This is a genomic window from Enterobacter sp. JJBC (assembly GCF_036936505.1).
GTDB classification, from domain to species: domain Bacteria; phylum Pseudomonadota; class Gammaproteobacteria; order Enterobacterales; family Enterobacteriaceae; genus Enterobacter; species Enterobacter hormaechei_C.
Genome location: NZ_CP136935.1, coordinates 4615956 through 4629341, shown reverse-complemented (window position 1 = coordinate 4629341; position 13386 = coordinate 4615956). Strand labels below are relative to the sequence as shown.

Here is a 13386-nt window from a genome sequence, read left to right as displayed (position 1 = left end):
GGTTACTCTCCCCAGATGTCGCGGATTTGCGAATGGAATGCCTGTGCCACCTGCGGCGGATTATCGGCGCCTGCCAGCGCGCGCCCGGCAATGAAGGCTTTGACGTTGATCTGCTTAAACAGCGGCAGGTCAGCGGGGGTGATACCGCCAGTGATGGAAAGCTGTAGCCCGATATCGGACAGCGCCTTCATTTTGCTGAGATCCGCCTCGCCCCACTGCTGGCCGCTGGCCTGTGCGTCGCGCCCGCGGTGGTATATCGCCTGCTTCACCCCGATGCGGTGCCACGCGCGCGCGTCGTCCAGCGTCCAGTTGCCAAACAGCTCCATCTGGATCTCGCCGCCGCCGCGCAGTGCGACCTCGTGGCCACGTTCAACGGTGGCCAGCGGGGCGGCACAGATGATGGTCATCCAGTTTGCGCCTGCGCCAAACGCCTGTTCAGCCAGCGTTTCTCCGGCATCGGCGACTTTCCAGTCCGCCACGATAATTTTATCCGGACACTGCGCACGCAGGGCGCGAACGGCGTTTAGCCCTTCGGTCAGGCACAAAATGGTGCCAGCTTCGACGATGTCGACGTGCTCGGAAAGCGTCGCGACATCGCGCTGCGCGGCCTGAAGCGAGGTGTGGTCGAGCGCCAGCTGCAATAATGGTCGGCTCATAGGTCGTACTCCTTAACACGGGCGTGATAGCCCTGTAATGCTGAAATCAGTAGCTGGTAACGGTGATATTTGCGCTGGTAGGCGGCATGGGCACGCATGTCAGGTTCAATCATCCGGATGTCATGCCTGAGGGCGCGCTGAGCGGCGTAAAAATCAGGATAGAGACCTGTACCGACGAGCGCGGCCAGCGCCGCACCGGAACAGCCGGTCTCTTCCACCTGCGGGAGTTCAATCGCCAGGCCGCTGACGTCCGCGAGCATCTGCATCCACACGTCCGAATGGGTGGGGCCGCCCGTCACGCGCAGGGCCTGCACATGGGGAAAGCGTTCGAGCATACGATTGAGGTGGGTCATGTGGCTGAATACCACCCCTTCATAAACCGCCTGGAGGAGGTGCGCGCGGGTATGCAGCGCCTGCAAGCCATAGAAGCCGCTGGTCATCTCCAGCCCGGCGTTGCTGCCGTAGAGGAAAGGCAGGAAGAACACATCGCTTTCAGCTTTTGGCAGGCTGGCCACGGCGTGGTTAATCTCATCAAATGACATATCGCCCCATTGGGCCGTCAGCCATTCCAGGTTGCCGGACGACGTGGGGCTGGCTTCATGAACGATGAACTGCTGCGGATGGACGTAGCGGCCATAGACGTAGGGGAACGGCTCGTTGTCGCGGATGCCGTGGGCAATCCCACTGGTCACGGCCCAGGTCCCCATTACGGCATTCAGCGTATGTTCGTCATGCAGCCCGGCGCAGATCGCGGTGGAAACCACATCAAACAGTCCACCAACGACGGGAGTACCCGCCGTGAGACCGGTCAGTGCGGCTGCCTGAGCGGTGATTTCCCCGCAAATTTCTGCTGAACCGATAATGGACGGCAGGGCACCGTCAATGTCGCTGATGCCGAGCCAGCGCGTGAGCTGCGGATCGTACTGCCCGGTATTCATGTTGTAGAGATTGGATTCCGAGATGTTGCTCTCTTCGCAGCCTTTGACCCCGGTCAGACACCAGCGCAGGTAATCGTGCGCCATCATCACGCTGCCAATTTGCTGATACCGCTGCGGCTCGTTCTCTTTAACCCAGCGCAGGAGCGAGGCCGGATGCCCCGTCCACAGCGTCTGGCGAGTATGCGGATAGAGCTTTTCGGGTATACCGTCCTGCTGCCAGCGTTGCACGATCTCCAGCGCACGGCGATCGGAGGAGAGTATGGCGTTACCCAAGGGGCGATCCTGTTTATCGAGCAAAAACAGCCCCTTCCCCTGGGCTGAAATGCCAACGCCTTTGATCTGACCGCCGTCAGCGCCTGAATTTTTGAGCAGCAGGGCGACCGTTATGTGGCAGTGCTGCCAGAGCTGGTGCATATCCCGCTCGGCGTAGCCGGCGCGTGGGCTGAGCGTGGCCACTGAGCGGCGTTCAATACAGACTTCTTTGCCCTGACTGTTGTATAAACCGGCTTTCAGATAAGTACCGCCACAATCGATACCCAGCCAGAAGGGCTCTTTTTCACTCATCTTCTTCTCGCTTAATTGCCGGGTGCTTCGCTTACCCGGCCTACGGTTCGGTTTTCTCCCTCTCCCCGTGGGAGAGGGCTAGGGTGAGGGCATCAGGCCGCACGTTTATGTGGAGTCACCGTGGGATTAGGCTCTGCTCCGGCATCGCATTTCGCCGGTAACAGCAGGGCCAGCAGCGATGCCAGCGCCAGCGAAACCGCCAGGCAGTAAACGCCTGCGTCTTTGCTGTACAGGGTGATCAGTACGCCTACCGCATAAGGACCGCAGAACCCGCCGAGGTTGCCCAGGGCATTGATCACGCCGCGAGCGCCACCCGCCATCTCAGCGCTGAACAGACGCGCCGGGATAGTCCAGAACACGCCCGCTGCGGATTGCAGGAAGAAGCCACAGCCCACCAGCGCGGCATAGGCCAGCCAGGTGTGCTCTTTCAGCGCCACGGAGAGGAACATGCAGAGCGCAAAGCCAATCAATGGCAGGGAGACAAACAGCTTGCGCTTGCCGGTGCGGTCAGAGAGTGAAGAGAACAGGAACATACCGGCAATGGCGCCGATGTAAGGCAGAATAGCGAGCATTCCCACCTGGCCGATGCTGGTGTGCGTCAGTTCTTTCAGAATGGTGGGCAGCCAGAGGGTGTAACCGTATATGCCAGTCTGGTAGAAGAAGTTGAGGGCGATCAGCTGCCACATGGTTTTATCAGACAGCACCGCGCTGAGCGAGGCGTTTTTCACCTCTTTACCCGCAATGGCCTGCTGCTCTGCCGCCAGCGTTTGTACCAGGTAGTTTTTCTCGGCCTCAGAGATCCAGCGCGCTTCCTGCGGCCGGTCGTAGACGGTGAACGCCCACAGCACCAGCACAACAACGGACATCAGACCTTCAATAATGAACAGCCAGCGCCAGTCGAGAGCGGTAATAATCCAGCCCGACAGCGGGGCGGTGATGATCCCGGCGATGGGCACGAACATGATCACAATCGCGTTGGCGCGGCCGCGCTCGGCATCCGGGAACCAGTTACTGATCATCGTGAGCACAACGGGCAGCATCCCGCCTTCCGCCACACCGAGTAAGAAGCGCAGCACCAGCAGCTGATACTGGTTGGTCACAAGCCCGGTCAGAACCGAGATCACCGCCCAGGCAACCAGCGACCAGCCGATAAACTTCTTACCGCTGCCGTGCACGGCAATTTTGCCGCCGGGAACTTGCAGGAACAAATAGCCGATAAAAAAGATCCCCCCCGCCAGGCCCGCCATCGTGGCGGAAATGCCCAGCTCTTCATCCATACCGCCGGGCATCGCAAAAGCTATATTTACGCGGTCCATATAGGAAATAATGCAGGCGATAAGAATAGGGGGAATGATCCTTAGCCAGCGTTGACGCGGAATGTCCGCGTGTAGAGCATTAGAAGAAATATTCATAGTTAATATCTCAGTGAAGGTAACCGGAAAATGTATTCTTTATTTTTATTGTGATGCTTTATTCATAGCGCTAATGCCATCGCGCAAAATAGCGATGCGATGGCTGACGTCAGCATTAGCATTTATTTCCAGTAATTTAATACCGGAGAATTTCAATGTTGCGGCGCTCGCCGCAGTAAACAGCGTTTTTACATGTTCAGTGGACATGAGACTGTCGGCGCAGAACGAAGAAAACGGCGCGTGCAGATCCTGCCATTCTCCATACTCACCGTGAGGGGTCGTGCCCGAAAACATCAGCGCCCCCAGTTTCCCGGCAGCGAGTGCCGCCTGAACATGTTCCAGCGGAAGGGCGGTGTTGCGACCTTCAATAGCCGAACGTGCCCAGTTGATACAGACGCTGATATCGGTCTCTTTCACTACCTCCAGCACCTGCTCTAAGGGCAAGAACCCTTTACGCGGCGCCGGGCCATTCATCGCATCACAGTGTTCCAGCACCAGATCGCAGCCCCAGTCCCAGCTCGCGATTTCCCGTACCGAGCGGGAAAATGCTTCTGTCGCTTGCTCGACAGATTCATTACCCGCCTGCGGTGCGGCCTGCATTTCCAGAGCGACCACTTTCCCGGGAAAGCGGGTGTGAACGGCATCAATCTTTTGATGCAGATGGCGGTAATATTCAGTGCACGCTTTACGCTGTTCTTCGTCCGCGGACGCCAGGCCAAACGCGCCGTTGCTGCCGCGGCGGCGCATGGTTTCCATAACGGCTGTGACAACGATCTGCCAGTTGCCCGGCGTATGACGAAACAGCCATTCATCACCAAACGGATGGAGATTTTCAAGGCAAGGTTGTTCCAGCCCGCGAATATTTGGCGTGTCGGAAAGTTCCCGCCAGAAGGTGTATTCTTCCTGCTCCCCTTTCTGGTGAAACGAGGGTGCGCAGGGGTACGCACCAATAATAAAACCGGTGTTGGTCATTTCGCATTCCTGTATTTATCAGAAAATTAATCTAATTCGCTGATGGCCACTTTCACCACAATTTTACGAATTGCGGATCCCTTGTTTTTAATACAGGCAGGACGGTGAACATCCTGCGGGAAAAATATGGCGTAGCTGCCAGGTATCATTTCGATAAACGACTCGTGTTCACTGTCGTGATAAAAAATAATATCCCGTTGCTCCAGCAATGATTCGCTGATTTTGTTATTCCCGGTATCAATAGCAATACCGATTTTTTCTTCACCCCAGGCCAGAAACTGGATATCCAGATAGCGGCGATGGACTTCAGGGCGGTTCTCGTGCTGCTCCTTTGTGGTGAGGTCGAGAACCTGGGCAAAAATGTTGCGGCCTTCAATTTCGATCACGCCCGGTGCCAGGGTGGTGAAATCCGTGGTACGCAGAAAATTAAGCGCCTTTTCTATCGCCAGTGGCAGGCGACATGGATTTGGCTGTGCAATATGTCCGAATATCATGACCCACTCCTTACAGAGACTGGATTTTCGCCCACACGCTGTCGTCGATGGTGATGCCGTCCCGGCGGTTTTCTTCCAGCAGGCGAGTAAATTCATGTCCAGGCAGACGGACGGCGACATTTTCATCAGCGCGTTCTGCGGTGGTGATGAAGTCCATGATGCGCTGTAGTTTGGCATCGCGGGTTGGACCGTCGATCAGGCGATCCACTTCGATGGCGATAAAGATCTGCGATACGCCGTATTCGTCGCTGTTGTCCTGGGTCACTTCCGCAACGGACGCGCCGTCAGAGAGCAGGGTGGCGATCATGTCGAGCACAATCGATAAGCCAGAACCTTTCCAGTAGCCCATGGGCAGAATGCGACGGTTTTTCTCAATCACGCCCGGCTCTCTGGTCAGATTGCCTTCATCGTCAAAGCCGCCGTCGACCGGTAATTCGCGTCCGGCCAGGCGATTCACCTCCAGCATGCCGTAGGAGAACATCGACATCGACATATCGACCATGGTGATTGGATTCGACGGGATAGCGACGATCAGCGGGTTTGTGCCGATGCAGCATTCTTTTGATCCCCACGCGGGCATCACGGCAATAGAGTTGGTCCAGCAGATGCCGATATAGCCTTTCTCCGCCGCCTGCCAGCCGTAGCTGCCGCCGCGCATCCAGTGGTTCGCGTTACGCAGCGCCACCAGGCCGATCCCGTGATCGGACGCCAGCTCAGTAGCACGGTCCATCATCTTCTTCGCCGTCAGGTTGCCGATGGAACGCTGCGCATCCCACTGTTCGATGGCGCCTAATGTCGTTACGCGTTTCGGCTGGGCGTCAGGGATGATGTCGCCTGCGTCAAGCTGCTGAATAAATCGCGGGAAGCGGTTGACGCCGTGTGAATAAACGCCGGACTCCGTGGTGCGGGCGAACATCTCGGCGCAGGCGTCAGCGGTATCCGCTTTTACACCGCGATCGAGCAGAACCCGATTGAACGCCGCTTTCAACTCTTCGAAGGTCACTTTCATCCCTGTTCTCCTGTTTTTTTAGGGGCAAGTGCGAGTGCTTTTTTATCACTAAATTTCACTATGCGAAATCTGATTTCAAATATAACGATCAAATTTTGTCAGATCAACGACATTCACGTTTTTCAAAATCGATTAAAATCAAATGGTTGTGTTTTTTGTGTTGAGATCGTGAACTAAACCACACTTTGCGCTACCATCAGGGCGCAATAAACAGGAGCTATTTGATGAGCATAAAAGAGAGCGAAATGACGCAAGAAAAAGAGAGGCCAGCAGGTAGCCAGAGCTTGTTTCGCGGCCTGATGCTGATTGAAATCCTCAGTAACTATCCGAACGGGTGTCCGCTTGCGCATTTATCAGAACTGGCGGGGCTGAATAAAAGTACCGTGCACCGGTTATTGCAGGGGTTGCAGTCGTGCGGGTACGTGACGCCAGCGCCGGCGGCAGGGAGCTATCGTTTGACCACCAAATTTATCGCCGTCGGGCAAAAGGCGCTTTCATCTCTCAATATTATTCACGTGGCGGCGCCGCACCTCGAGGCGCTGAACATTGCCACCGGCGAAACGGTCAACTTCTCCAGCCGTGAAGATGATCACGCGATCCTGATTTATAAGCTTGAGCCGACAACCGGTATGCTGCGCACGCGCGCATATATCGGCCAGCATATGCCGCTCTATTGTTCTGCAATGGGCAAAATCTATATGGCGTTTGGTCATCAGGATTACGTGGCGAGCTACTGGGAAAGCCACCAGGAACAGATCCAACCTTTGACCCGCAACACCATCACCGAACTGAGCGCGATGTATGATGAGCTGGCGGAAATTCGCGATCACAGTATGGCGATGGATAAAGAAGAGAACGAGCTGGGTGTGTCATGTATCGCCGTGCCGGTCTTTGATATTCACGGGCGCGTACCCTATGCCATCTCCATTTCGCTGTCGACGTCGCGCATGAAGCAGGTGGGTGAGAAAAACTTGCTAAAACCGCTGCGTGACACGGCGGAAGCTATCTCGAAAGAACTGGGTTTTAACGTGCGCGAGGCGTAACTGATGAACCGATTTATCCTGGCGGATCCTGAAAAATGTATCGGGTGCCGTACCTGTGAGGTAGCGTGCATGATGTCGCATCAAAGCAGCGCCACGCCAGAAGCGCTTACGTCACGGATCCGCGTGGTTAAGGGGGAAACCTTCACCACGGCAGTGGGCTGCCACCAGTGTGAAGATGCGCCCTGCGCGAATGTCTGCCCGACGGGGGCCATTCACCGCGCTGCGGGAGCCTGGCTCGTTAAGCAATCGCGCTGTATCGGCTGCAAAAGCTGTATGGTGGCGTGCCCGTTCGGGGCAATGCAGGTTCGGGTCGTGGAAGATCGCGTTCAGGCGCTGAAATGTGATTTGTGCGCGCATCGCGAGGGCGGTCCCGCCTGCGTCGAAGCCTGTCCCACCCACGCGCTGCGCTGCATAGACCCCGCCAGCTTACGCGCGGAACGGCTGCGTAATCTGGCCTGAGGTTTTATTAACCGGCCTCGCGCCAGGCGTTCTCAATCTCTTCGGCGAGAATTTTCACACCCGCTTCGATTTTTTCCGGGTCCGGGACGTAGTTCATGCGCATGCACTGGTGCGTGTGCGGCCACGGCTTATCCAGCCCCGGGAAGAAGTAATCCCCTGGCACCATCAGTACGCCACGTTTTTTCAGACGCTGATAAAGCAGCTCTGTCGTAATGGGCAGATCCTTAAACCACAGCCACAGGAAAATTGCCCCTTCCGGTTTATGGATCAGGCAGCGTTCTTCCGGTAAGTAGCGGCGAAGGATGGCTATAGTTTCCTGAACGCGCTGAGAGTAAAACGGCTTAATCACCTCATTCGACAGGCGCAGCAGGTCGTTACGCCTGATCATCTCACACATCATCGCCGGGCCGATGCCGCCAGGCGAAAGGCTGATAATGCCGTTCATGTTGGTAATGGCGGTGATGATTTTCTCGTTAGCAATGATAATGCCGCAACGGCTGCCCGGCAGGCCCAGCTTGGAGAGGCTCATGCAGAGGATGATATTCGGGTTCCATAGCGGACGCGCTTCGCTGAAGATGATCCCCGGGAACGGTACGCCATAGGCGTTATCGATCACCAGCGGGATGCCGTGCTGATTCGCCAGCGCATCCAGCTTCATCAGCTCGTCGTCGGTGATCACGTTGCCCGTCGGGTTGGTGGGACGTGATACGCAGATCATGCCCGTCTCTTCACCGATATGCAGATGTTCAAAATCGACGTGATATTTGAACTGGCCCTCTGGCAGCAACTCGATATTCGGACGTGCGGAAACAAACAGGTCTTCTTCGAGGCCGGCATCGGCATAGCCAATATACTCCGGTGCCAGCGGGAACAGCACTTTTTTCGTGGTGCCGTCGGCGCGGCGTCCGGCGAACAGATTGAATAAGTAGAAAAACGCGCTCTGACTGCCGTTTGTCAGTGCAATATTCTGTGGTTCGATATCCCAACCCAGCGCTTCCCGCAGCATTGCCGCCAGAAGCGTCAGTAGTTCTGTTTTACCCTGAGGGCCGTCGTAATTACATAGCGCATCGGTTGCTTTACCGTTTTCCAGCATCTCTGCCAGCAGCGTCTGGAAGTAGGTGTTCATCTCCGGAATTTGAGCCGGGTTTCCGCCGCCAAGCATGATAGCGCCTGGGGTGCGCAGCCCGTCGTTGAGGTCCTCCATCAGGCGGGTAATGCCTGAATGGCGGGTAAATTTGTCGCCGAAAAGTGAAAACGTCATAGCAGGTGATCTGTCGGGCTTAATATGAAAGGCAGTAACCATAACGCCAGCACCGTGTTGGTGCAAATCGGCGAATGTGGTCGGATTTGTTGTTTTATGTGGTAGATTTGTATTTGTGTGGTTAATTGTTCTGGTGAATGCCCCTCACCTCGGCCCTCTCCCCTTTGGGGAGAGGGTTAGGGTGAGGGGTCTATTGATTACCCGCCCAAACCACCATCACCTTATCGCCCTTGTGCTCGCGCACAAAGCCGTAGCCTTCTTTCATCGACAGCGTTGTTTGCTTGCCTTCACCCACCGCCGGATGACGGGCGCGGAACTGCCCCAGAAGCTGCCAGTGGGCGACAGTTAACGCCTGTTTATCCGTGACGTCCTGCCAGTTCATATCCGAACGGGTCCCCTGTAGCGGATCGGAGCCCGTAGGGCCGAATGGACGCTCTGATTCATCGCCGTAATAGATCTGTACGCTTCCCGGCGCCAGCAACAGTAACTCAGCGGCGCGCTGGCCCCCTTCACGGAACAGACGCGTATCATGGGAGGAGAGATAGCTCAGCACATTAAAACTTTGCAGCTTTTCTGCCATTTGCTGCCAGGTCAAATCCATATCGGCCAGGCAGTCCGCCGCTTTTGCCGCCTGCTCCTGATAGTCAAAATTGATCATCGCATCGAAGCCGTGGCGGTAATAATCGCTCTGCATCACGCCGTGGCCCCAGGATTCACCGGTCATCCAGAATGGCGCATCGTCGAGTTTTTTGTCCGGGTTGGCGGCTTTCCACGCGGCCAGCGCCTGGCTGGCCTGGTTTTTCAGTTGCAGCCAGGCTTCAGGCTCAACGTGCTTAGCGGTATCGACCCGGAAACCGTCGATGCCGTAGTCACGTACCCACTGGCTAAGCCAGTGGGTCAGGTAATCTCGCGGCGTGAAATTCGTCATCACTTTCGCGTTGGTGTCGGGCTTGTGTTGATAAAAGTTCGGCAAACCTGACGGGATCTTAGATTCCGTTTTCAGATCCGGCAGGAAGGCCAGCGACATGGTCAGATCGTCAAAGCCCGGGTTGTCATAATCACCGATATCGGTACGGATCCATTTTTTACCCCACCATTTTTCCCATGCGGCTTTGTCACTGAAGTTGATGTAATCGTTGAAGCTGTGCCAGCTTTGACCCGCGCCTGGCTTCCAGTCAGTCCAGCGCTCGCCGAGGGTTTTTTTCAGCTCATCGCCCTGTAAATAGAGCGCGCCAAACTGATATTCCTGCATATCTGCAAGCGTCGCATAACCCGCGTGGTTCATGACAATGTCAAACAGGACGCGTATACCGCGCCGGTGCGCGTTGTCGACAAGCTGGCGTAAATCATCTTCGCTGCCCATGTTGGCGTCGAGCTTCGTCCAGTCCTGAGTGTAATAGCCGTGATACGCGTAGTGAGGGAAATCCCCCTTGGTGCCGCCGCCCACCCAGCCGTGGATCTGTTCCAGCGGCGAGCTTATCCAGAGCGCATTCACGCCCAGTTGCTGAAGGTAATCCAGTTTGCTGGTAAGCCCTTTCAGATCGCCGCCGTGGAAAGTACCTATCTCCTGCATACCATCTTTATGGCGGCCATAGCTGTTGTCGTTGGTGGGGTCGCCATTTACGAAGCGATCGGTCAGCACGAAATAGACGGTGGCGTTTTGCCAGCTGAACGGCGCGGGTTTGTCCGTCTCGGCGCGTTCAAGCAGCAGCAGGCCATTGCTGTTGGCGGCTGGCTGAAGAGTTACTTTGCCGTTTTGAACGGTCGCGGTCTGTTTGCTGTAAAAATCACGCACCACCGTGCCTTCCGGAAAGGTGTTAACGACATCGATCGTGAGCGGTTTGCCGTCCCACTTCGGGCACTGGCGGGTAACGTTTGCGACAGGCTGTGGCGCCGCACTTTGTACTGTCAACATCAGCGTCGGCGTTCCCGAGCGCGTATCAATACGCATTTGATAAACGCCGTCACGGAATAACCGCCACTGCGGTGGGGCGCCTTCGCAGGGTTTGAGTGACAGCATCTCGTTGAGTTTAATGGCACCTGTCGGCTGCCAGCACGCGTTATCAAGACTCACCGTCAGCGGGCGGGTACCCTTCGCAAGCGTTGCCTGGCTGGTAAAGACGCCGGTACCTTCAGCGCTAAACGCGTTAAATCCCGGCGATGACCAGTCGGCATGCGCGAATGCGGGTAACATCAGAACAGCTAATGCAGTGCGTTTCATTCCATTTTCCTGTCGCGGCATTTTTGACCAGTGTGCCATTCGGCTCAGGGGAAAAACTCCTCCTCTACGGCTTTCTGCCAGGAGGACGCGAAGGGATGAGTGATCCCGCGCAAAATTAGGCAGTTATCTGCGATATCGCGCACATTTTTCCAGCGTTGATGCTTTAATGAGCATGTTCCGGATGACATAGTTTCGGAATTGGACTATTTATAGACGTGCTCTTGAAGACTATTTTTGGTACGATTTGAGATTCCGCTCTCAAATTTTTGAAGAAAATAAGGTGTTGGAATGTTTATATCCGACCAGGAGACCTAATGATATCGACTCCCATTCGACGATATGGGGCCGCGATACTCATGTTACTCACCATGGCATTTTCAGGTGAGGTGCTTGCAAAGACGCACACGGATACAACGAGTAAGAAAGCCCACGTAATAAAGACGACAAGCAGTAAGGTTAGCAGTAAACAAGAGTATTCTCGCAATAGTGCAAAGAGTAGTTCACTTCCTGATTTGCGAAAATACCCTTCCGGGACACCAAGGAAAAAAGCGTTTCTCCGGACGGTAATGCCTTACATTAAAAGCCAAAATGCCGCGATTACTGCGGATCGTAACTGGCTGATCTCCAAACAGTACGACAGCCGCTGGTCGCCGTCTGAGCGCACTCGCCTGAAAGATATCGCCAAACGCTATAAAGTGAAGTGGAGCGGGAACACGCGTCGCGTGCCTTGGAACTCACTGTTAGAACGTGTGGACATCATTCCAGGCAGTATGGTCGCGACAATGGCCGCCGCCGAAAGCGGTTGGGGCACCTCGAAGCTGGCGCGCAACAACAACAATCTGTTTGGCATGAAATGCGTAAAAGGTCGTTGTACTAACGCGCCCGGCAAGGTGAAGGGCTATTCACAGTTTGAATCGGTGAAAGATTCCGTGAATGCCTACGTGGTGAACCTGAACACCCACCCGGCCTATTCCTCGTTCCGTAAGTCACGCGCTCAGCTGCGTAAGGCGGATCAGGAAGTGACGGCCACGGCGATGATCCATAAGCTGAAAGGTTATTCCACTCAGGGACAGCGTTATAACAATTACCTGTTCTCCATGTACCAGGATAACCAGCGTCTGATTGCCGCACATATGTAATGAAAAACGCCTTCCACTGGAAGGCGTTCTTTTTTCTAGAGCAGGACTTCACTGTACCGTTCCCGGTACTCCTTCGGCGTGGTGTCATACTCTTTCCTGAACACCGAATAGAAATACTGAAGCGACGGATAGCCACACATCTGTGAAATCTCGTTGATCGACAGCGAGGTGGAGATCAGCAGACTGCGCGCTTTCTCCAGCTTTTCCGCATGGATCACGGCGTGGATCGTCTCACCCACTTCCTCTTTAAACCGCTTCTCCAGATTCGAACGTGATATGCCGACCGAATCGAGCACCTGATCGACCTTAATCCCTTTGCAGGCATGATTGCGAATGTAGTGCATCGCCTGAATCACGGCCGGATCGTTTAATGAGCGGTAGTCAGTTGAGCGACGTTCGACCACGCGAACGGGAGGAACCAGCAGACGCTGGAGCGGCAGGGATTCGTTGTCTAACAGTCTGTGCAGCAGCTTTGCGGCCTGATAGCCCATCTGACGGGTACCCTGAGCCACGGATGAGAGCGCCACGCGCGACAGATAGCGCGTAAGCTCTTCGTTATCAATACCAATCACGCACAGCTTTTCAGGCACCGGAATATGCAAATGTTCGCACACCTGTAATACGTGGCGGGCGCGTGCGTCCGTCACGGCGATAATCCCTGTCTGGGGCGGCAGCGTTTGCAGCCAGTCAGCCAGACGATTTTGTGCGTGCTGCCAGTTTTCTGGCGCGGTTTCCAGCCCCTGATAAACGACGCCGCGATACTTCTCCTGGGCAACCAGCTGGCAGAAGGCATACTCACGCTCCATCGCCCAGCGCTTTCCGCTCGTGGCGGGCAATCCGTAAAACGCAAAACGATGGACGCCTTTCTCCTTTAAATGGAGGAAGGCGGTCTCGACCAGAGCATGGTTATCCGTGGCGATGTAGTGAACGGGAGGATAATGTTCCGGTGTATGATAAGAGCCGCCAACGCCCACGATAGGCACGTCAACGCCACTCAGCAACTGTTCAATCACGGGGTCGTCAAAGTCAGCGATGACCCCGTCGCCCAGCCAGTCTTTGATGTTCTCCAGACGGGTACGAAAATCTTCTTCGATGAAAATATCCCATTCGGATTGCGACGCCTGCAAATATTCGCCAACCCCTTCAACCACCTGCCGGTCATAGGCTTTGTTGGCATTGAATAACAACGTAATGCGGTGACGCTTTTCAAACATGGCT

General features: G+C 55.4%; 12 protein-coding genes. 3 read left to right on the top strand and 9 right to left on the bottom strand.

The window, feature by feature from the left end; translation table 11 throughout:
- Nucleotides 1-2 precede the first annotated feature (2 nt).
- The 6 genes from ulaD to yiaK all read right to left on the bottom strand — a co-directional run bounded on the left by ulaD (nucleotide 3) and on the right by yiaK (nucleotide 6045).
- The gene (gene ulaD / locus RY075_RS22255; RefSeq protein WP_022652033.1) at nucleotides 3-656 is read right to left on the bottom strand and encodes a 3-keto-L-gulonate-6-phosphate decarboxylase UlaD; all 654 of its coding nucleotides are present in this window, start codon (nucleotides 654-656) and stop codon (nucleotides 3-5) included.
- The gene (locus RY075_RS22250) at nucleotides 653-2158 is read right to left on the bottom strand and encodes an FGGY-family carbohydrate kinase (protein ID WP_045331999.1); all 1506 of its coding nucleotides are present in this window, start codon (nucleotides 2156-2158) and stop codon (nucleotides 653-655) included. Before RY075_RS22250 ends, ulaD begins: the two co-directional genes overlap by 4 nt.
- A 92-nt stretch (nucleotides 2159-2250) precedes the next feature.
- Nucleotides 2251-3570: an MFS transporter gene (locus RY075_RS22245; RefSeq protein WP_022652031.1), complete on the bottom strand. Its 1320-nt coding sequence runs from the start codon at nucleotides 3568-3570 to the stop codon at nucleotides 2251-2253.
- Between the two features lie 45 nt (nucleotides 3571-3615).
- Nucleotides 3616-4542 (bottom strand): DUF4862 family protein, encoded by a 927-nt coding sequence (locus tag RY075_RS22240; protein ID WP_232967752.1) that lies wholly within the window; start codon nucleotides 4540-4542, stop codon nucleotides 3616-3618.
- 26 nt (nucleotides 4543-4568) lie between these two features.
- Nucleotides 4569-5036, bottom strand: coding sequence for a YhcH/YjgK/YiaL family protein (locus RY075_RS22235; RefSeq protein WP_015572753.1), 468 nt, complete (start codon nucleotides 5034-5036; stop codon nucleotides 4569-4571).
- 10 nt (nucleotides 5037-5046) lie between these two features.
- Nucleotides 5047-6045 carry a 3-dehydro-L-gulonate 2-dehydrogenase gene (gene yiaK / locus RY075_RS22230; RefSeq protein WP_058652511.1) on the bottom strand — a complete coding sequence of 333 codons (999 nt, stop codon included), beginning with the start codon at nucleotides 6043-6045 and terminating at the stop codon, nucleotides 5047-5049.
- A 224-nt stretch (nucleotides 6046-6269) separates the two neighbouring features.
- On the opposite strand from yiaK, the gene yiaJ reads away from it, so the two are divergent.
- Entirely contained in the window at nucleotides 6270-7088 is an 819-nt protein-coding gene (yiaJ, locus tag RY075_RS22225) for an IclR family transcriptional regulator YiaJ (protein WP_015572751.1), read from the top strand.
- Nucleotides 7089-7091: 3 nt separating this feature from the next.
- The gene (locus RY075_RS22220) at nucleotides 7092-7547 is read left to right on the top strand and encodes a 4Fe-4S dicluster domain-containing protein (protein ID WP_063944963.1); all 456 of its coding nucleotides are present in this window, start codon (nucleotides 7092-7094) and stop codon (nucleotides 7545-7547) included.
- A gap of 7 nt (nucleotides 7548-7554) precedes the next feature.
- On the opposite strand, the gene avtA is transcribed toward RY075_RS22220, so the two are convergent.
- Nucleotides 7555-8808 (bottom strand): valine--pyruvate transaminase, encoded by a 1254-nt coding sequence (gene avtA / locus RY075_RS22215; RefSeq protein WP_015572749.1) that lies wholly within the window; start codon nucleotides 8806-8808, stop codon nucleotides 7555-7557.
- Nucleotides 8809-8998: 190 nt separating this feature from the next.
- The gene (locus tag RY075_RS22210) at nucleotides 8999-11029 is read right to left on the bottom strand and encodes an alpha-amylase (RefSeq protein WP_232967753.1); all 2031 of its coding nucleotides are present in this window, start codon (nucleotides 11027-11029) and stop codon (nucleotides 8999-9001) included.
- 314 nt (nucleotides 11030-11343) lie between these two features.
- On the opposite strand from RY075_RS22210, the gene RY075_RS22205 reads away from it, so the two are divergent.
- Entirely contained in the window at nucleotides 11344-12168 is an 825-nt protein-coding gene (locus RY075_RS22205) for a protein bax (protein ID WP_022652025.1), read from the top strand.
- A gap of 35 nt (nucleotides 12169-12203) precedes the next feature.
- Here the strand turns inward: RY075_RS22205 and xylR are convergent, their stop codons facing one another.
- Nucleotides 12204-13382 (bottom strand): D-xylose utilization transcriptional activator XylR, encoded by a 1179-nt coding sequence (xylR, locus tag RY075_RS22200; RefSeq protein ID WP_003860152.1) that lies wholly within the window; start codon nucleotides 13380-13382, stop codon nucleotides 12204-12206.
- Between the last annotated feature and the right edge of the window lie 4 nt (nucleotides 13383-13386).